The 18068-nt window shown below is 68.5% G+C and carries 16 protein-coding genes; 10 read left to right on the top strand and 6 right to left on the bottom strand.

Translation table 11 applies throughout. The features are described from left to right. The first annotated feature begins 44 nt into the window (after nucleotides 1-44). From JHD82_RS04125 to JHD82_RS04135, 3 genes are read left to right on the top strand one after another with little or no spacing between them, the layout of a single operon-like run. Nucleotides 45-1028 carry an ABC transporter permease gene (locus tag JHD82_RS04125; RefSeq protein WP_199135514.1) on the top strand — a complete coding sequence of 328 codons (984 nt, stop codon included), beginning with the start codon at nucleotides 45-47 and terminating at the stop codon, nucleotides 1026-1028. Next, complete coding sequence (locus JHD82_RS04130; RefSeq protein ID WP_199135515.1) at nucleotides 1025-2023, top strand: iron chelate uptake ABC transporter family permease subunit; 999 nt, start codon at nucleotides 1025-1027, stop codon at nucleotides 2021-2023. Before JHD82_RS04125 ends, JHD82_RS04130 begins: the two co-directional genes overlap by 4 nt. Continuing rightward, complete coding sequence (locus JHD82_RS04135; RefSeq protein WP_199135516.1) at nucleotides 2020-2778, top strand: ABC transporter ATP-binding protein; 759 nt, start codon at nucleotides 2020-2022, stop codon at nucleotides 2776-2778. The genes JHD82_RS04130 and JHD82_RS04135 overlap by 4 nt, the downstream gene beginning before the upstream one ends. Nucleotides 2779-2959: 181 nt before the next feature. Here JHD82_RS04135 and queA read toward each other — a convergent pair whose 3' ends face one another. Together queA and JHD82_RS04145 are read right to left on the bottom strand one after the other, a co-directional pair. Continuing rightward, on the bottom strand, nucleotides 2960-4060 hold the full coding sequence (gene queA, locus JHD82_RS04140) for a tRNA preQ1(34) S-adenosylmethionine ribosyltransferase-isomerase QueA (RefSeq protein WP_199135517.1): 1101 nt from the start codon (nucleotides 4058-4060) through the stop codon (nucleotides 2960-2962). Nucleotides 4061-4158: 98 nt separating this feature from the next. Continuing rightward, complete coding sequence (locus JHD82_RS04145; RefSeq protein WP_199135518.1) at nucleotides 4159-5418, bottom strand: HD-GYP domain-containing protein; 1260 nt, start codon at nucleotides 5416-5418, stop codon at nucleotides 4159-4161. A gap of 194 nt (nucleotides 5419-5612) precedes the next feature. Between JHD82_RS04145 and recG the strand changes: the two genes are divergently transcribed. The 6 genes from recG to ubiA all read left to right on the top strand — a co-directional run bounded on the left by recG (nucleotide 5613) and on the right by ubiA (nucleotide 12739). After that, nucleotides 5613-7859 (top strand): ATP-dependent DNA helicase RecG, encoded by a 2247-nt coding sequence (gene recG, locus JHD82_RS04150; RefSeq protein ID WP_199135519.1) that lies wholly within the window; start codon nucleotides 5613-5615, stop codon nucleotides 7857-7859. Nucleotides 7860-8194: 335 nt separating this feature from the next. Continuing rightward, the gene (locus JHD82_RS04155) at nucleotides 8195-8968 is read left to right on the top strand and encodes an MHYT domain-containing protein (protein WP_012202944.1); all 774 of its coding nucleotides are present in this window, start codon (nucleotides 8195-8197) and stop codon (nucleotides 8966-8968) included. Nucleotides 8969-9194: 226 nt separating this feature from the next. Further along, entirely contained in the window at nucleotides 9195-10160 is a 966-nt protein-coding gene (locus JHD82_RS04160) for a LysR substrate-binding domain-containing protein (RefSeq protein ID WP_012202945.1), read from the top strand. A 120-nt stretch (nucleotides 10161-10280) separates the two neighbouring features. Further along, nucleotides 10281-10886 (top strand): Dps family protein, encoded by a 606-nt coding sequence (locus JHD82_RS04165; RefSeq protein WP_043822499.1) that lies wholly within the window; start codon nucleotides 10281-10283, stop codon nucleotides 10884-10886. A 59-nt stretch (nucleotides 10887-10945) separates the two neighbouring features. Next, nucleotides 10946-11743, top strand: coding sequence for a phosphatase PAP2 family protein (locus tag JHD82_RS04170; RefSeq protein ID WP_012202947.1), 798 nt, complete (start codon nucleotides 10946-10948; stop codon nucleotides 11741-11743). Nucleotides 11744-11869: 126 nt separating this feature from the next. Then, nucleotides 11870-12739 carry a 4-hydroxybenzoate octaprenyltransferase gene (gene ubiA, locus JHD82_RS04175; RefSeq protein ID WP_043783182.1) on the top strand — a complete coding sequence of 290 codons (870 nt, stop codon included), beginning with the start codon at nucleotides 11870-11872 and terminating at the stop codon, nucleotides 12737-12739. 72 nt (nucleotides 12740-12811) lie between these two features. On the opposite strand, the gene proC is transcribed toward ubiA, so the two are convergent. From proC to JHD82_RS04195, 4 genes are all read right to left on the bottom strand, one after another. Further along, the gene (gene proC / locus JHD82_RS04180) at nucleotides 12812-13651 is read right to left on the bottom strand and encodes a pyrroline-5-carboxylate reductase (protein WP_047326326.1); all 840 of its coding nucleotides are present in this window, start codon (nucleotides 13649-13651) and stop codon (nucleotides 12812-12814) included. A gap of 32 nt (nucleotides 13652-13683) precedes the next feature. Next, a complete protein-coding gene (locus JHD82_RS04185) occupies nucleotides 13684-14475 on the bottom strand; it encodes a VOC family protein (protein ID WP_199135520.1) in 792 nt (263 codons plus the stop codon). Nucleotides 14476-14514: 39 nt separating this feature from the next. Next, nucleotides 14515-15507, bottom strand: a complete 993-nt coding sequence (locus JHD82_RS04190) for a tripartite tricarboxylate transporter substrate binding protein (protein WP_012202951.1) — start codon at nucleotides 15505-15507, stop codon at nucleotides 14515-14517. 64 nt (nucleotides 15508-15571) lie between these two features. Continuing rightward, nucleotides 15572-17269: a thiamine pyrophosphate-binding protein gene (locus JHD82_RS04195; RefSeq protein WP_199135521.1), complete on the bottom strand. Its 1698-nt coding sequence runs from the start codon at nucleotides 17267-17269 to the stop codon at nucleotides 15572-15574. A 96-nt stretch (nucleotides 17270-17365) separates the two neighbouring features. Here JHD82_RS04195 and JHD82_RS04200 point away from each other — a divergent pair, with 96 nt between their 5' ends. Further along, the gene (locus JHD82_RS04200) at nucleotides 17366-18061 is read left to right on the top strand and encodes a GntR family transcriptional regulator (protein ID WP_097205430.1); all 696 of its coding nucleotides are present in this window, start codon (nucleotides 17366-17368) and stop codon (nucleotides 18059-18061) included. Nucleotides 18062-18068: the final 7 nt, after the last annotated feature.

The following is an 18068-nucleotide window of genomic DNA, read 5'->3' on the forward strand; positions in this document are numbered from 1 at the left end:
TCAAAGCGTTGAGCCCGCCTGTCGCCACCGCGCACGCCGCGCCCATGTCACGCCCCTCTCGCCAGGCCCTTGCCTGGCTTTTCGCGCTGAGCCTGTTGCTGGCGCTGTCGCTGGCCAGCCTGATGGTGGGCGCGGGCGACATGCACTGGAGCGTGCTGTGGTCGCGCAGCGAGGACGACCTGGCCAGCCAGGTGCTGGTGTACAGCCGCGTGCCGCGCACGCTGGCCCTGGTGCTGGCCGGCGCATCGATGGCGGTCTGCGGACTGCTCATGCAGATGCTGGCGCGCAACCACTTCGTGGAGCCCTCCACCGTGGGCACGGTGGAGTCGGCCAGCCTGGGCATGCTGGCCGCGTTCCTCTGGGTGCCGCATTGGCCGGTGATGGCCAAGATGGGGATTTCGGCCGTGGCGGCGCTGCTGGGTACGGCGCTGTTCCTGGCCGTGCTCTCGCGCATCCGGCTGCGCTCGTCGTGGATGGTGCCCCTGGTCGGCCTGGTGCTGGCCGGCGTGCTGGAGGCAGCCGCCAGCTTTCTGGCGCTGCAATTCGACATGATGCAGGCGCTCAAGTCCTGGTCCAACGGCGATTTCTCGCTGGTGGTCCAAGGCCGCTACGAGTTGCTGTGGCTGTCGCTGGGCGTCACGGCCCTGGCCTGCCTGGCGGCCGACCGCTTCACCGTGGCGGGCTTGGGCGAGAGCTTTGCCACCAACCTGGGCCTGAACTACCGGCGCCTGGTCTGGCAGGGGCTGGTGGTGGTGGCCGTGGCCACTTCGGCCGTGGTGGTCACGGCCGGCAGCCTGCCCTTCGTGGGCTTGATCGTGCCCAACGTGGTGCGCCTGGTCCTGGGCGACAACGTGCGCCGCAGCGTGCTGTGGGTGGCGCTGATCGGCGCGGGCCTGACCGTGCTGTGCGACCTGGTCGGGCGGCTGCTGATCGCTCCCTATGAAATCCCCGTGGGCACCGTGCTGGGCGTGCTGGGCAGTGCCCTGTTCCTGGCGCTGATCCTGCGCCGCCGCAAGGACCGTGCATGAGCAGCCTGCCGCAATCCGTGGCTTCCGATCAGCCTGCAGCGCGCAGCTGGGGCCATGGCGCGCGCCTGGCGCTGCTGGGCGCGCTGGCCCTGCTGTGCCTGCTGGCCTTCATGACCGTGGGCGTCAAGACCGACTGGGCCTTCGTGCTGGAGCACCGGGGCGCCAAGGTGCTGACCATGGCGCTGGTGGCCTGTGCCATCGGCCTGTCCACCGTGGTGTTCCAGACCGTGTCGCACAACACCATCCTCACGCCTTCCGTCATGGGGCTGGATGCGCTGTACCTGTTCGTGCAGGCGTCCATGGTGCTGATGCTGGGCGCGGCGGGCGTGTCCGCCATGGGCGAGGTCGGGCGCTATGCGCTCAACATCGTGCTGATGATGGGCTTCAGCGTGCTGCTGATGCGCTGGCTGTTCGTGGGCCATGCCAGCAGCCTGCACCTGATGCTGCTGGTGGGCATGGTGGGCGGCATCTTCTTTCGCAGCCTGGCCGGGCTGGCAATGCGCGTGCTCGATCCCAATGAGTTCACGGCGCTGCAGGACCGCATGTTCGCCAACTTCAACGCGGTGAACCTGCAGCTGCTGCTGCCGTCGCTGCTGCTGATCGCCCTGGGCAGCGCCTGGATCTGGCGCCAGCGCCGCGTGCTGGACGTGATCTCGCTGGGGCGCGATGCCGCCGTCAGCCTGGGCCTGGACTACGAGGGCCGCGTGCTGCGGCTGCTCGCCGTGGTGGCCTGCATGGTGGCCGTGTCCACGGCCCTGGTCGGCCCGGTGATCTTCTTCGGCCTGCTGGTCAGCAACATGGCTTATCACGCCATGGGCACGCGCCGCCATGCCTGGGTGCTGCCTGCGGCCGTGCTCTGGGGCTGCGTGCTGCTCATGGGCGGGCAGGTGCTGCTGGAGCAGCTTTTTCAATTCAATACCGTGCTGAGCATCGTGGTGGAGTTCCTGGGTGGAATCGTCTTCATCGTGCTGCTCATGCGCAAGGGGACCCAATGATCGAGGTGCGTGATCTGCTCAAGCGCCATGGCGGCACGGCAGTGCTGCAGGAGCTCAATTTCGATGTGCCCGAGCGGACGCTGACGGCCATCATCGGGCCCAACGGTGCGGGCAAGTCCACGCTGCTGTCCCTGGTCAGCCGCCTCATGCCCATCACGGCGGGCAAGGTGCGGGTGGCCGGCCTCGACGTGGCCACCACGCCCACCGAGGCGCTGGCGCGCATCATGGCCATCCTGCGCCAGGACAACCAGAGCACGCTGCGCCTGACGGTGCGCGACCTGGTGGGCTTTGGCCGCTTTCCGCACAGCAAGGGCCGGCTGGGCCCCGAAGACCTGCGCCATGTGGACGAGGCGATGGAGTACCTGCAGCTCACGCCGCTGGCCGAGCGCTTTCTCGACGAGCTGTCAGGCGGCCAGCGCCAGCGCGCCTACATCGCCATGGTGCTGTGCCAGGACACGCCCTTCATCCTGCTGGACGAGCCGCTGAACAACCTGGACATGGCCCACGCCGTCAGCATGATGGGCCTGCTGCGCCGCGCCGTCACCGAGCGCGGCAAGACCGTGGTCATGGTGCTGCACGACATCAACTTCGCCTCGTGCTACGCCGACCACATCATCGCGCTCAAGGACGGCCGCCTGGCCGTGGCGGGCACGCCGGCCGAGGTCGTGCAGGACGAGGTCCTCAGCAGCCTCTACGGCATCCCCGTCAGCGTGCACGAGGTCAAGGGCCGCAGGCTCTGCCATTACTTTGGTTGAACATGCGGTGTTTCGGGCTTGGCGCTTGAACCTGGCGCGGCCTGAGGCGAGGGACACCAAGCAAGGGCCTAAGCCGGCCGCGCCGCCCCGCAGCGAGGGTGTCGCCTGCTGCCCGTATGCCCCCCTCCCTCGCGAAGCGAGTAGAGAGGCGCCGTGCAACGGGGGGAAGGCGCGAAGCGACTCAGGGGGTGCTTTTCTTCTTCAACAGCATGGAATCGCCATAGCTGAAGAAGCGGTACTCCTGCGCAATCGCATGGCGGTACAGCGCCATCACCTGCTCGTAGCCCGCGAAGGCGCTGACCAGCATCATCAGCGTGCTCTTGGGCAGGTGGAAGTTGGTGATCAGCAGATCGACCACCTGGTACTCGAAGCCGGGCGTGATGAAGATGCGTGTGTCGCCGGAGAACTGGCCCGTCTGGGCCCAGGACTCCAGCGTGCGCACCGTGGTCGTGCCCACGGCGACGACGCGGCCACCGCGCTGGCGGCAGCGTTCCAGCGCAGCCAGCGTGGCCAGCGGGATCTCGTACCACTCGCTGTGCATCTGGTGGTTGGCCAGGTTCTCGGTCTTCACGGGCTGGAAGGTGCCGGCGCCCACGTGCAGCGTGACGCTGGCGCGCTCGATGCCGCGCTCGGCCAGGCGGGCCAGCACGGCGTCGTCAAAGTGCAGGGCGGCCGTGGGCGCGGCCACGGCGCCGGGGCGGGCCGCGAAGACGGTCTGGTAGCGCTCGCTGTCTTCGGCGGCGTCGGGGTCGTTGCCGGTGTCCTGGTGGCGCTCGATATAGGGCGGCAGCGGCAGGTGGCCGAAGCGCTCCATCAGTTCGTGCGGCGTCTCGCCGCGCGGGCCTTCGAAGCTCAGGTGGAACAGCGGGCCGTTCTCGTCGGGCCAGCGGCCGCGCAGCACGGCGTCGAAGCCGCCGCGGTTCTTGCCGCCGCACAGGTGGATGCGCGAGCCGGGCAGGGGCTTCTTGCTGACGCGCATGTGGGCCACGACATCGTTGCCCTCGAGCACGCGCTCGACCAGCAGCTCCAGCCGGCCGCCGCTGGCCTTCTCGCCGAAGATGCGCGCCTTGAGCACGCGCGTGTCGTTGAACACCAGCAGGTCGCCGGGCTGCAGCAGGTCGGGCAGCTCGTGGAAGATGCGGTCGGTGGGCGGGGTGGCATCGTCGCGGCCGTCGAGCAGGCGCGAGGCGCTGCGCTGGGCGGCAGGATGCTGGGCGATCAGGTTCTCAGGAAGCTCGAAGTCGAAATCGCTGAGCGAAAACACACGGGACAGGGAGGACATGCAGTGCTTGAGGGCCGGACAGGGCCCGTTCCAAGTTCGTTGAACGGAAGTCCGCCATTGTCGCAAACCCTGGGGTCATCCCCGGAATTTCGCGGCGGTCACTTGGCCATCTGGGCCTGTGTCTGGGGCTGGCGCTCGAACTCCAGCCACAGCGTCTCCAGATCCGGGAAGTCCCAGTTCGCCGGGTCCTCGCGCGCGATGATGCGGTCGTTGCCCTGGCTTTCGGACAGGTCCTCGATCTCGGGCGTGATGCGGCAGGCCTGGCGCAGCGAATAGAACACCTTGACGCGCGGCGCCAGCAGGCTGCCCGGCGAGGCATCGACCACGACGGCCAGGCGCTGCGAATGCAGGCGCACCAGCGAGCCCAGCGGATAGATGCCCACGGTCTGCACGAACTGCTCGAACAGCCGCTTGTCGAAATGGCGGGGGCTCCACTCGGCCATGCGCCGCAGCGCCTCCGAGGGCGGCCAGCCCTTCTTGTAGGGCCGGTCCGAGGTGATGGCGTCGTAGACATCGCAGATCGCCGTCATGCGCGCCAGCAGGCCGATGTCGCCCTGCTGCAGTCCGTCGGGGTAGCCGCTGCCGTCCACCTTTTCGTGGTGGTGCAGGCAGGCATCGATGACCTCGTCGTCCAGGCCCAGCGGGCGCAGCAGCTGCTCGCCATGGCGTGGGTGGGCGCGCATCAGCGCCCATTCCGCATCGTCCAGCGGCCCGGGCTTGTTGAGCACGGCGACCGGAATCGCGGTCTTGCCCAGGTCGTGCATGAGACCGGCCATGCCGGCCTTGCGCAGGCTGTGGTCGTCCAGGCCCATGCGCTTGGCCAGCGCCACCATCAGCGCGCACACGGCCAGGCTGTGCATGTAGGTGTAGTCGTCGGCCGTCTTCAGCCGTGCCAGGCCGATCAGGGCATGGGGATTGCGCGCCACGGAGGCCGTCACATCGTCCACCAGCTGCCCGGCGGCCGTGGCGTCCACGGGCCGGCCCAGCCGCGCGTCGCTGAACAGGCGGTTGAGCAATTGCCTGGCCTGCACGCAGGTCTGGGCGGCGCGGCGCAGCTCGGTGGCGGTGGAAATGGGGGCCGTGCTCTGCTCGGAGACAGGGCGGGCGCTGTCCGGGATCTGGTGGCGAAGCTCGTCCTGCGGGTCAAAGCGCAGGCAAGGCACCTGGACACCTACGTCCAGGCCCTTGCGCACGTCGATCCAGACCTCCTGGATGGAGGTGGAACGAAGGCGCTGGAGGTCGGCCTCGGAGCGGAGCAGGAAACGGGTTCGCCAAAAAGGATGCTCCATCCAGGAGCCGCAGAACTCGTGCAGGAACATGCCCAGAGTGACATGCTGGACATTGATACGCTTCAACATGGCATTCGGTGGCGGGGTAACACTACGTAACGTCAGCGTGCATGGTAGCGGCTTCCCCAGAGACCCGGGGCCTCAAGGGTGCTTTGGGCAAGGGCATCCGGCATGAACGTGGCGTGTTGCCTACACCTGTATATTCATACACTATGCTGCATGCCCGCCCATGCCCATGCGCATGCTCTGAAACAGGATAGCCCATGCCCTTGAACGTCTCCTCTGCCTTCCCAGATCTGGGGCGCGACGCCCCCGGCGGCAAGGCCGCGCGTGCCGGCAAGGGAAAAGCCGCAGGCAAGGGCGGCAAGGCAGCGGGCAAGGCAGGAGACAAGGCAGGAGACAAGCCCGCAGCGCCCGCCAAGCCCGCAGCCAGCGCCGCGCAGAAGGCGCTGCAGAAGATGGGCCTGGTGCGCGACATCGATCTGGCCCTGCATCTGCCGCTGCGCTATGAGGACGAGACGCGCATCACCGCGCTGCGCAATGCCCGCGAGGGCGATACGGTGCAGATCGAGGCCACGGTGACCCACAGCGAGGTGCAACTGCGCCCGCGCCGTATGCTCAAGGTCACGGTGGACGATGGCACGGCCGAGTGCGTGCTGACCTTCTTCAGCTTCTACCCCTCGCACCAGAAGACCCTGTCCGTGGGCGCGCGGCTGCGCATCCGCGGCGAGGTCAAGGGCGGCTTCTGGGGCCGGCAGATGCTGCACCCGGCGTTTCGCGCGGCGGGCGGCGAACTGCCCACGGCGCTCACGCCCGTCTATCCCACGGTGGCGGGCCTGCCCCAGGCCTACATCCGCCGCGCGGCAGCCACGGCCATGCTGCGCGCCGATCTCTCCGATACGCTGCCCCAGGGCGAGCATCCGCCCGTGGCGCAGTTCCATGGCAACGGCGGGCTGCCGCCGCTGTTCAGCCTGCGCGATGCGCTGCAGTTCCTGCACCACCCCACGCCCGATGTGGCCCTGGCCACGCTGGAAGACCATTCGCACCCGGCCTGGCAGCGCCTGAAGGCCGAGGAGCTGCTGGCCCAGCAACTGTCCCAATACGAGGCCAAGCGCGAACGCGCGCGGCTCAGGGCACCCGTGCTGCGCGCCCAGCCCATGGACAGCGCCCAGGGCCTGGCGCGCCAGTTCCTGGACCAATTGCCCTTTGGCCTGACCGGCGCCCAGCAGCGCGTGGTGGCCGAGATCCTTGCCGACATGGAGCGCCGCATGCCCATGCACCGGCTGCTGCAGGGCGATGTGGGATCGGGCAAGACCGTGGTGGCGGCGCTGTCGGCCGTGGCCTGCATCGAGGCCGGCTGGCAGTGCGCGCTGATGGCGCCCACCGAAATCCTGGCCGAGCAGCATTTCGGCAAGCTGGTCGGCTGGCTGGAGCCGCTGCTGGCCCCGCTGGGCAAGCGCGTGGCCTGGCTGGCCGGCGCGCAGAAGAAGAAGGAACGCACCGCCATGCTGGAGCTGGTCCACAGCGGCGAGGCGGCCCTGGTCGTGGGCACGCATGCCGTCATCCAGGACCAGGTGCAGTTCAAGAACCTGGCGCTGGCCGTCATCGACGAGCAGCACCGCTTCGGCGTGGCCCAGCGGCTGGCGCTGCGCCAGAAGCTCGCGGCCTCGGGCATGGAGCCCCATCTGCTGATGATGAGCGCCACGCCCATCCCGCGCACCCTGGCCATGAGCTACTACGCCGACCTGGATGTGTCCACGATCGATGAGCTGCCGCCGGGCCGCACGCCCATCGTCACCAAGCTCATTGCCGACAGCCGCAAGGACGAGGTCATCGAGCGCATAGGCGCCCAGGTCGCGGAAGGGCGCCAGGTCTACTGGGTCTGCCCGCTGATCGAGGAAAGCGAGGCGCTGGACCTGTCCAACGCCACGGCCACCCATGCCTATCTGAGCGAGATGCTGCCCGACGTCATGGTCGGCCTGCTGCACTCGCGCATGCCCACGGCCGAGAAGAAGGCCGTGATGGAACTGTTCTCCGCCGGGGTCATGGGCGTGCTGGTCTCCACCACGGTGATCGAAGTGGGCGTGGACGTGCCCAACGCCTCGCTCATGGTCATCGAGCATGCGGAGCGCTTCGGCCTGTCGCAGCTGCACCAGCTGCGCGGGCGCGTGGGGCGGGGTGCGGCGGCCTCGGCCTGCGTGCTGCTGTATTCGGTGGGAGACAGTGGGCGCCTGGGCGAGACGGCCAAGGACCGGCTGCGCGCCATGGCCGAGACCAACGACGGCTTCGAGATCGCGCGGCGCGACCTGGAGATCCGCGGCCCCGGCGAATTCCTGGGCGCGCGCCAGTCCGGCGCTCCCATGCTGCGCTTCGCCGATCTGGAGCAGGACCTCATGCTGCTTGACTGGGCCCGCGAGCTGGCGCCGCGCATGCTGGAGCAGCACCCGCAACTGGCCCAGCGCCATGTGGGCCGCTGGCTGGGCGGCAAGGCCGAATTCCTCAAGGCCTGATCGGCCCGTTCCATTCCTGCCGGGTGGTTGTGTTACGTATTTTTACGTGTCCAGGCGCTGCCTGGCAATGTCATCTTCCGCAGGCCTGCAGCCCGCGCCAGACATGGTTTCCACGCGCGTTGTAGCCATCGAAATGGAGCGCTTCACGCCGTCCTGGCGGTGACAGCACCGTCCCGTTACGGCATTGAATATTTGTGACCTTTTGGTACATTGAGTCACAAAAAACAGGGTAGCTCCATCCGGGAGGGGATGGCCTGCCAAGCCTCCCCCACGGGGAGGACGGCCGCGATCACTCTTGTGTTGTCCCATTTTTCTGCGAATGAGGAGCTGCCAACATGAATGAAGCCGTTCAAGCGAATGAGATCGTCGAGACCTCCTGGCGCATGGGCCTGGTGGCCCTGTCCTATGGCATTGCCGTATTGGGCTCCTTCGTGGCCCTGACTGCGGCGCAGCGCATCCGGGGACGCGAGGGCCTCAGCTGGCTGAACCTGCTGGCGGCGGGCACGGCGCTGGGCGGCATCGGCGTGTGGTCCATGCATTTCACGGGCATGCTGGCGCTGAACCTGGGCATGGGTTCGGGCTACTCCATGGTCGAAACCCTGGCGTCCCTGTGCGCCGCCGTTGCCGCCACCTCGGTGGCGCTGGCCTTTGTCGCGCGGCGGCCCGAAAGCGGGGCGCGCGTGCTGGGCGCGGGCACCCTGCTGGGCCTGGGCGTGGCCTTCATGCATTACCTGGGCATGTATGGCATGCGCTTTCCGGGCTTCATCGTCTGGTCCGTTCCCACCGTGCTGCTGTCCGTGGGCATCGCCGTGGCCGCGGCCAGCGCCGCGCTGTGGCTCTCGTTTCGCACCAGCTCGCCGGGCATGCGTGCGCTGGCCGCCGCCGTCATGGGCGCGGCGGTCTGTTCCATGCACTACACCGGCATGGCCGCAGCGGACTTCGTATGCATTTCAGAGGCACAGCGTTATGCTAGGCCGCAAGGCTTTGCCGTGATCAGCGCCCTGGACCTTCCGGTCTTTACCGTGATCGTGGCCATAGGCTTGGCTGCATTGATAGGCATGGACCAGCTCATGCAGCAACGCGACCGGATGCGCCGGCCGTTGCACTAGGTGGATAAATACAAAAAGCCGGCGGGTCGGGGAGCGCGCAGTGGTCATGCGCGGACGAGGACTGGCACAATCGAATTAGGACAAATCCTAGAACCTGTGCAGGAACTTTTGAGGGGAGCACCCCGGCAAGCCGGCCGCAAGGCCTGATTGCACAAAGGTTCCGGCACAGGTTCTTGGTGTAAGACCATCGTATTTTCCGAGGCTCCCTCCCAGACACAGCTCGCCAATGACACTTACCGAACTCAAATACATCGTGGCCGTGGCACGTGAAAAGCATTTTGGCCGCGCCGCCGAAGCCTGTTATGTGTCCCAGCCCACGTTGTCCGTGGCGATCAAGAAGCTGGAGGAGGAGCTCGATGTCAAGCTCTTCGAGCGCAGTGCCGGCGAAGTGTCGGTCACGTCGCTGGGCGAGGAGATCATCCGTCAGGCGCAAAGCGTGCTGGAGCAGGCCGCCGAGATCAAGGAAATCGCCAAGCGCGGCAAGGACCCGCTGTCCGGCGTGCTCACCCTGGGTGTGATCTACACCATCGGCCCCTACCTGCTGCCGGACCTGGTGCGCAACTCCATCATGCGCACGCCGCAGATGCCGCTGATGCTGCAGGAGAACTACACCATCAAGCTGCTGGAGATGCTGCGCACCGGCGAGATCGACTGCGCCATCGTCGCCGAGCCCTTCCCCGACACCGGCCTGGCGCTGGCGCCGCTGTACGACGAGCCCTTCATGGCCGCCGTTCCCAGCACCCATGCGCTGGCCCAGAAGGACCATGTCTCCACCAGCGATCTCAAGAACGAGACCATGCTGCTGCTGGGCTCGGGCCACTGCTTCCGCGACCATGTGCTCCAGGTCTGCCCCGAGTTCGCACGCTATGCCAGCAATGCCGAAGGCATTCGCCGCACCTTCGAAGGCTCGTCGCTGGAGACCATCAAGCACATGGTGGCCGCCGGCATGGGCGTGACCCTGGTGCCGCGCCTGTCCGTGCCCGCCGATGCGCTGGAGACCACGGCGCGCCGTCGCAAGACCGACGAGCCGCACATCCGCTACCTGCCCATCCTCGAGGACGACGGCTCGCCTCCGCCGACACGCCGCGTGGTCCTGGCCTGGCGCCGCAGCTTCACGCGCTACGAGGCCATCGCCGCCCTGCGCAACGCGGTCTACGCCTGCGCCTTGCCCGGCGTCAAACGCCTATCCTGATGACCGCACCGGCGCGCGCTCCGGGCCTGTGGGGCCGCTGCGCTTGCGTTATCGTTGCAACTGGCTCCCGGGCGACCTGCCGGGAGCATCTTCCGTTTGTACGAAGCTGAAAGGGATCCCATGGCCAAAAATGCCAGCAAAGACAAGTCCGGTGCAAAGAAGCCAGAGGCCGTGCAGGCCGACAAGGCGGACAAGGCAGTGCAGCCTGCAAAGGCCGCACTGGCCGACGTGGCACCGGCGTCCGTGCGCTCCTCCGCCATCCATATCGGCATCAGCGACAAGGACCGTGCGGCCATCGCCAAGGGCCTGTCGGCCCTGCTGGCCGACACCTACACGCTGTATCTGACCACGCACAATTTCCACTGGAACGTCACCGGCCCGATGTTCAACACGCTGCACACCATGTTCATGGGGCAGTACACGGAGCTGTGGAACGCCGTCGACCCCATCGCCGAGCGCATCCGTGCGCTGGGCCATTTCGCGCCGGGCTCCTATGCCGACTTCGGCAAGCTCACCAGCCTGGCCGACGTGCCCCACGACCCGCCCAAGGCCCTGGAGATGGTGCGCATCCTGGTCGCCGGCCACGAGGCCGTGGCCCGCACGGCGCGCAGCCTGTTCCCCCTGGCCGACAAGGCCAGCGACGAACCCACGGCCGACCTGCTGACCCAGCGCCTGACCGTGCACGAGCAGACCGCCTGGATGCTGCGCGCCCTGCTCGAAGACTGATGCTGCGCAAACCCCAGTCTTCCCGCGTACCCACCCTGGCCCGGGAGTGATGCCACCGCATGCTCTGGACCTGGATTGACGCACACGCCGCCACGGGCGGCCTGTGCCTGGTACTGGCCGCCCTGGGCGGCCTTTTTTTCTATCTGCGCCTGCCTGCCACGGCCCGGCTGCGCCACGCAGGCCTGCCCATGCCGCGGGCCGCATGGCTGGGCCTGGCTGCCGCCGGCGTGCTGGCCTTGCTGGCACTGGCCGTGATGGTGCGCGACATGCTGGGCCTGGCCCAGCCCGCAGGCTGCGCCACCTGCACCGACTGGCCGGTGCTCGACGAGGCCCTGCACCTGTGGCTGGCCGGCCATGCCACCGATGCCTGGGTGCGCCCCGTGGTCGCCTTCACCCAACTGGGCAATGTGGCCTGGATGGTGTCGCTGTCGGCCGCCGTGCTGGCGCTGCTGCTGTGGCGGCGCGACTGGCTGCATGCGGCCGCCTGGGTGGTGGCCACGGCTGGCGTGGGCCTGTGGATACGCGCCATCAAGACCAGCGTGGGCCGTCCGCGCCCCGTGGGTGGCTGGGTGCCTGAAGGCGGCTTCAGTTTCCCCAGCGGCCACAGTGCGGGCACCTTCGTGCTCTATCTGATGCTGGCCTGGCTGCTGCTGCCGTACCTGCGCCCGGCCTGGCGCTGGCCCGTGGGCCTGGCGGCCCTGGCTGTCGCCCTGGGCGTGGGCGCCAGCCGCGTGGTGCTGCGCGTGCACTATGCCAGCGATGTGCTGGCCGGCTGGCTGCTGGGCTTGGCCTGGATGGCGCTGGTGATCTGTGCCGTGGAGTGGGCGCAAACCCGCGTTGCCGGCAGGCGCTGCTGAGGCGCGCCGCCGAGCCCGCCCGTCCAGCGGCGACAATGCGGGCATTTTCGAATGTGATGCGTGCGATGGTCGGCCCACGGCCGCCATCGGCGCCCAGACGCCATGCCCACCACCTCCTCCACGCCCATGCCTGCGCCCCGGCGCAGCAAACTGTCGCTCTATCTGGACCTGGTCCGCTTCAACCGGCCGGCCGGCTGGCTGGTCCTGGTCTGGCCCACGCTGGCCGCACTGTGGGTGGCAGCGGGCGGGTTTCCGGGCTGGCATCTGCTGGTGGTCTTCGTGCTGGGCACGGTGCTGATGCGCAGCGCCGGCTGCTGCATCAACGACATCGCCGACCGCGATTTCGACCGCCACGTCAAGCGCACCACGCAGCGGCCCATCACCTCGGGGCAGGTCTCGGTCAAGGAGGCCGCGCTGCTGGGCGCGGCCCTGGCCCTGGTCTCGCTGGGCCTGGTGCTGACCACGCGCTGGGAGGCCGTGGCCTGGTCCGTGCCCGCCGTGCTGTTCACCATCCTCTACCCGTTCACCAAACGCTTCTTCGCCATGCCCCAGGCCTTCCTGGGCATTGCCTTCAACTTCGGCATCGTCATCGCCTTCGCCGCCGTGCAGGGCCAGGTGCCGGCCACGGCCTGGATTCTGTGGCTCGCCAACATGTTCCTGGTGCTGGCCTATGACACCGAATACGCCATGGTGGACCGCGACGACGACCTCAGGATCGGCATGAAGACCTCGGCCATCACCCTGGGCCGCTTCGACGTGGTGGCCGTCATGGGCTTTTTCGTGCTCTGCGGCCTGCTCACCGTCTGGGCGCTGGCGCCCTATGGCCTGGCCTGGCCTTTCTGGCTGGGCCTGGCCGTGGCCGCGGCCCAGGTGATCTGGCACTTCACCCTGATCCGCCACCGCACGCGCGAGGGCTGCTTCGTGGCGTTCAGCAAGAGCCACTGGATCGGTGCCAGCCTGTTCGCGGGCGTGGCGCTGGGGTTTGCGCTGCGCTGAGGGCTCAGCGCTGAAAAAACAAGGGAGGCCGGTGCCTCCCTTTTGCATGAAGCCTGGGGCGCTGCGCCGGGCTCAGCGGCCGAATTCGGCGGCCAGCTCCTTGGCCCGTGTTTCCGCTGCCCGCATGGCGGCCACGAAATGCTCGGGCACCTGTTGCGCCTGCATGTGGGTGATGGCGGCGTGGGTGGTGCCGCCCTTGCTGGTCACGCGCTGGCGCAGCACGTCGGCGCTTTCGGTGGAGCGGGCGGCCAGTTCCGATGCGCCCTGGAAGGTGGCCACGCCCAGGCGGTAGGACTGCTCGGCCGTGAGGCCCATGTCCACGCCGGCCTGTGTCATGGCTTCGAGGAACAGGAAGACATAGGCCGGGCCCGAGCCCGACAGTGCGGTCACGGCGTCCAGGTGCGCTTCCTGGTCGACCCAGACGAACTGGCCCGTGGTGGCTACCACCTGCTCGATGGCGCTCTTGCCTGCGGCATCGACCTGGGCGCATGCGAACAGGCCCGTCATGCCCTTGCCCACCAGGGCCGGCGTATTGGGCATGGCGCGCACGATGCGGCCCGTGCCCAGCCACTGGGCGATGGAGTCCGTGGGAATGCCGGCGGCCACGCTCAGGTGCAGGGCCTGGGCGGTATGCGGCGCCACGGCCTGGGCGGCTTCCTTGAAGGTCTGGGGCTTGACGGCCCAGACCACGATGCCGGCACCGTCCAGCGCGCTGGCGGCGGCCGCGGCATCGGCATGCGCCGTGATGCCGAAGTTCGTGCGCAGCGCGTCGCGTGCAGCCTCGAAGGGTTCGACGACGACGATGCGGTCTGCGGATTGGCCCTGACCGATCAGTCCGCCGATGATGGCGCTGGCCATGTTGCCGCCACCGATGAAGGCGATGACAGGGGAGGCTGTGGAAACGGTGTTCATGCTGGTGGCGGTGGAGAAGGAAAACGAAGAGTTTAGAGCGTGTTCCCACCGTGCCAGCACATGTCCACGCCATGGCTGGTGGCCAGGTCCAGGGGCTGTGCCGGGGCGCCGGGCCGCTGGCGCAGGGTGAGCGCGCAAGGGCCCTCTCCGCGCGTGGCAAGGCGCTGGCGCAGTGCGTCGGAGGCCGCCAGTGCCTGCGCGCCTCGCAGCAGCAGATCGAACCCCGGCAATGCCAGCCGCGCGCCCTGGTTGTCCAGCCTCTGCAGCTTCAGGCCCGGGCCCAGCAGCGCCCGGTAGCGGTCCAGGCTGGCGTCCAGGTCGTGCACGGCGACGGTCAGCGAGGCCACCCCCAGCGCGCCGTTGGGATGCTCGCGCACGCTGCCCTCGGGCACGCGCAGGGCGCGCGGCGTGACGTCGCCGCACAGGAAGGGCAGGTCGGGCGTGGCGTGGCGCGCCGTCTGCCACAGCAGTTGCGCGCCATCGGGGCGCACGCGGCCGCCGTCCACGGGGCCGACCAGGGTATCCAGCCCCCGCCCGCGCGCCTCGGCCAGCGCCTGGGCGGTGCTTTGGGGCAGCAGGGCGAAGTCCACCAGCCCCTCGCCATGGTCGCGCAGCGTGCGGTACCAGCGCTCTTCGGGCGCCGGGGCGGTCCAGGCAATGATCTCCAGGTAGGCGCCGTCGGCAAACACGACCAGTGCGTTGTGCGAGGTGCGGCCCGGATGACGGCCGCCGATGGCGACCTGAAAGCCCAGCGCGCGGTAGTCCGCCACGGCGGCCTCGAGGTCCTGCACGGCGATGACGATGTGGTCCAGCGGAAGTGCCATGAATGCTCCTGTGTGGTGTAAGGGGGGCCGTCCGGATTCTCAGTCTTCGAGCTGGACCTTGTTGTCGCGCACGAAGCGGCCCCAGCGCTCATATTCCTGGCGCACCCAGCGGTCGAGGGCGGGTCCGTCCGTGGCCATGACTTCAAAGCCCGACTGCATGAGCTTGCTGCGGATGTCGGGCGTGTTCAGCGTGGCCTGGAAGTCTTCGGTGAGCTTGTGCACCGTGGCTGCCGGCGTGGCGGAAGGCGCGAACACGCCGATCCACGAATAGGCCTCGAAGCCCGGGAAGCCGGACTCGGCCACGGTGGGCACGTCGGGCAGCTCGGGCAGGCGCTTGAGGCCGGTCACCGCCAGCGGCTTGATCTTGCCCGCCGAAATCTGGCCGCGCAGCGCCGCATAGCTGAGCAGGGTGAGGTCGGACACATTGCCGAGCACGGCCTGCACGGCCGGGCCGCCGCCGCCGTAGGGCACGTGCAGCACGTAGGTGCCCGAGCGGCGCTTGATGTCCTCCATCACCAGGTGGTTCATGGACCCCAGGCCGGTCGATGCGTAGCTGTATTTGCCCGGGTTGCGGCGCGCCAGTTCCAGGAAGCCGGCCAGGTCCTTGGCGGGCACCGAGGCCGAAGCGCCGATCACCAGCGGAAAGCGCAGCGCCAGCGACACGCCCGTGAAGTCCTTGAAGGTGTCGTAGGGCAGCCGGGACTTGGCGATGGGGTTGATGGCATGGGTGTCGAAGCTGAACAGCAGGGTGTTGCCGTCCGGGGCCGACTTGGCCACGTACTGGGTGGCGATCTGGCTGGCGGCGCCGGGGCGGTTCTCGACGATCACCGGGCGGCCGGCCACCTCACCCAGGCGCGGCTGCAGTATGCGGGCGGCGATGTCGGTGCTGCCCCCCGGCGGGAAGGTGATGACCAGCTTGAGCGGGGTGGCGCCCTGCGCGGATGCCGTGCCGGACGGCCCCAGCAGGCATGCGGCGGCCGTGGCCAGCAGCAGCTGGCGGCGGGAAAGGTGGCGTGAAGGGGGGCAGGGCATGGAAACTCCTTTTCAAGCGCATTGACGGGCAGAGGGGAGAGGGGTCTGTGCGTGGGGCCTGGAGTCAACCCATCCACTGGCTCACCGGAACGGCCGTGTCCTGGAGCTCTTGCGAGATCACATCCACCAGCGCCGGGCCGTCGTGCATCAGCGCGGCCTTGAGCGCGGCTTCGAGATCTGCCGGGTCATGCACCTGCCAGGCCTTGACGCCGAAGGCCTCGGCCACGCGGGCATGGTGGGTGCGGTTGAAGTCGACGGAGAAGTAGCGTTCATCGTAGCCGGACTTCTGGCTGGCCTTGATCCAGCCGAACACGCTGTTGGAGAACACGATCATCTTCAGCGGCACGTTGCGGCGCACGATGGTTTCCAGCTCGCCGCAGGTGAAGCCGAAGCTGCCGTCGCCCATGACCGCGACCACCACGGAATCGGGCTGGCCGATGGCGGCGCCAAAGCCGGCGGACATGGCAAAGCCCAGCGCCCCGTGCGCGCGGTTGGTGATGAAGTGCCGGCCGGCCTGGGGCGCGTCGAAATAGGCCGTGAAGTAGGGGCAGGGCGTGCCGGGGTCGGCCACCACGATTGCGCGCGCGGGCAGCAGGCGGTTGAGCGTGTCCACCACGCGCTCGGGCTTGATGGGGCGCTCCAGCGAGGCGGCCAGCGGTGCGAAGAAGGCCTGCTTGGCGGCGCGCGCGGTGGCCGCCAGCGAGGCGCCGTCCGCGGCATCGGCGGGGCGGCGGGCGATGCGCTGCTGCACGGCCGCGTGCAGCGCCTGCAGGCCCAGCAGGGCGTCGCCCACCAGGGCCACGTCGGTGCGGTAGTTGGTGCCTATGGTCATGGCGTCCACGTCCAGGTGGACGATGGTGACCTTGCGCGAGGGCATCTGCCAGTGCTCGGTGGTGGTGGAGCCGGCCCGAGCGCCGATGAACATCACCAGGTCCGCCTGCGCCACCACGGCGCGCGTGGCCTCGACGCCGCCATTGGTGCCCACCACGCCGGCATTGAGCGGATGGCTGCCGGCAAGACTGCCCTGGCCGCTGACGCTGGAGCACACGGGCGCATTGAGCAAGGTGGCCAGCGCGTCCAGTGCGGCGCTGGCGCCTGCGATGAGCACGCCGCCGCCGCAGATCAGCACGGGGCAGCGCGCCGCCACCAGGCGGTCGGCCGCCTCGGCCACGGCCGCCGGATCGGGGGCGGACCGATAGGCCGGATAGTGGTCATGCCCTGGCTGGGCCCAGACATCGGCCGGATCCAGCGTGTGCTTTTGCACGTCATAGGGCAGGCAGATATGGGTGGCGCCGGGCCGGCCCGTGGTCATGGCGCGAAAGGCGCTGCGCACGGCGTGCGGAATCTGGTCCACGCGGTCGATGGTGGTATTCCACTTGGTCAGCGGCTTGTACAGCGCCTGCTGGTCGAGTTCGGTCAGCGGGAACTTGCCGCGTGCGCCCACGGAAACGTCCGAGGTGATACCCAGCACGGGCACCGAGGACTCGTTGGCCTCGGCCAGGCCGGGCAGCAGGTAGGTGGCACCGCCGCCGCTGGGGCCTTCGCACACGCCCACCTTGCCTGTGACGCGCGCATAGGCGTCGGCCATGTAGCCGGCGCTGCGCTCGTCCCGCGTGAGGATGTGGTCCATGCCGTGGTCCAGCCGCGCCATGGCGTCGTAGAAGGGCAGGCTGGTGTCGCCGCACAGGCCGAAGATGTGCTTGACGCCATTGAGCTGCAGCATGCGGACCATGGCGTCGGCGCCATTGAAAGCGGTGGTCATGTCGGGAGTCTCCAGGCAGGTTGGGTGACGGGATTTTTAAGAATCCATTTCAGTATACTTAAAAGAATGCGCAGCGCCAAAGGGCACAATGGCGCCATGAAAATCTCCAACATCCGCCATGAACGGGGCTCCAGCGTCTACAGCACGCTGCGTGACATGGCCATCTCCTACGAATTCAAGCCGGGCGAGCGCCTGAGCGAGAGCGAACTGGCGCTGCGCCTGGGCGTGAGCCGCACGCCCGTGCGCGAGGCACTGACGCGGCTGGTGGCCGATGGCTTTTTGCTGCCGGCCAGCCGCGGCTACATGCGGCGCGAACTGGACGTGAAGGAGTCGCTGGACCTGTACGAGGCCCGCGTGGCCGTGGAGCGCGAATGCGTGCGGCTGGCCGTGGAGCGCGCCACCGATGCCCAGCTCGATGAGGCCCTGGCCTACCTGGAGCAGAGCCAGCGCGTGGCCTCCGATACGCCGATCCGGCAGCTGGTGGACCTGGACGAGGGATTCCACCTGCGCATTGCCGACATGGCCGGCAACGCCGAGCTGCGGCGCATGCTGGCGAGCCTGAACGAGCGCATCCGCTTCATCCGGTGGATCGACATGGAGAGCGTGGGGCGCGCCTCCACCCAGCACGAGCACCTGGAAATCCTGCAGGCCCTGCGCGCGCGCGACGCCCAGGCCAGCGAGCGCCTGATGGCCGAGCACATCGGCCTGCGGCGCGAGCAGATCGTGGAGGCCATTGCGCGCGGGCTGACGCGCATCTACCTGCCGAAGGAGCAGGTGCAGGCCACGCCCTGAAGCGCCT

This window comes from Delftia sp. ASV31, from assembly GCF_016428765.1.
GTDB classification, from domain to species: Bacteria; Pseudomonadota; Gammaproteobacteria; order Burkholderiales; family Burkholderiaceae_C; genus Comamonas; species Comamonas acidovorans.

Excerpts from the sequence above, each read along its gene's own strand:
- JHD82_RS04130 (WP_199135515.1), top strand. The coding sequence starts at position 1,025 with ATGAGCAGCCTGCCGCAATCCGTGGCTTCCGATCAGCCTGCAGCGCGC.
- JHD82_RS04165 (WP_043822499.1), top strand. The coding sequence starts at position 10,281 with ATGGCCAAAAATGCCAGCAAAGACAAGTCCGGTGCAAAGAAGCCAGAG.
- queA (WP_199135517.1), bottom strand. The coding sequence starts at position 4,060 with ATGTCCTCCCTGTCCCGTGTGTTTTCGCTCAGCGATTTCGACTTCGAG.
- JHD82_RS04195 (WP_199135521.1), bottom strand. The coding sequence starts at position 17,269 with ATGACCACCGCTTTCAATGGCGCCGACGCCATGGTCCGCATGCTGCAG.
- recG (WP_199135519.1), top strand. The coding sequence starts at position 5,613 with ATGCCCTTGAACGTCTCCTCTGCCTTCCCAGATCTGGGGCGCGACGCC.
- JHD82_RS04190 (WP_012202951.1), bottom strand. The coding sequence starts at position 15,507 with ATGCCCTGCCCCCCTTCACGCCACCTTTCCCGCCGCCAGCTGCTGCTG.
- JHD82_RS04160 (WP_012202945.1), top strand. The coding sequence starts at position 9,195 with ATGACACTTACCGAACTCAAATACATCGTGGCCGTGGCACGTGAAAAG.
- JHD82_RS04155 (WP_012202944.1), top strand. The coding sequence starts at position 8,195 with ATGAATGAAGCCGTTCAAGCGAATGAGATCGTCGAGACCTCCTGGCGC.
- JHD82_RS04170 (WP_012202947.1), top strand. The coding sequence starts at position 10,946 with ATGCTCTGGACCTGGATTGACGCACACGCCGCCACGGGCGGCCTGTGC.
- JHD82_RS04145 (WP_199135518.1), bottom strand. The coding sequence starts at position 5,418 with ATGTTGAAGCGTATCAATGTCCAGCATGTCACTCTGGGCATGTTCCTG.
- JHD82_RS04125 (WP_199135514.1), top strand. The coding sequence starts at position 45 with ATGTCACGCCCCTCTCGCCAGGCCCTTGCCTGGCTTTTCGCGCTGAGC.
- JHD82_RS04135 (WP_199135516.1), top strand. The coding sequence starts at position 2,020 with ATGATCGAGGTGCGTGATCTGCTCAAGCGCCATGGCGGCACGGCAGTG.
- proC (WP_047326326.1), bottom strand. The coding sequence starts at position 13,651 with ATGAACACCGTTTCCACAGCCTCCCCTGTCATCGCCTTCATCGGTGGC.
- JHD82_RS04185 (WP_199135520.1), bottom strand. The coding sequence starts at position 14,475 with ATGGCACTTCCGCTGGACCACATCGTCATCGCCGTGCAGGACCTCGAG.
- ubiA (WP_043783182.1), top strand. The coding sequence starts at position 11,870 with ATGCCTGCGCCCCGGCGCAGCAAACTGTCGCTCTATCTGGACCTGGTC.
- JHD82_RS04200 (WP_097205430.1), top strand. The coding sequence starts at position 17,366 with ATGAAAATCTCCAACATCCGCCATGAACGGGGCTCCAGCGTCTACAGC.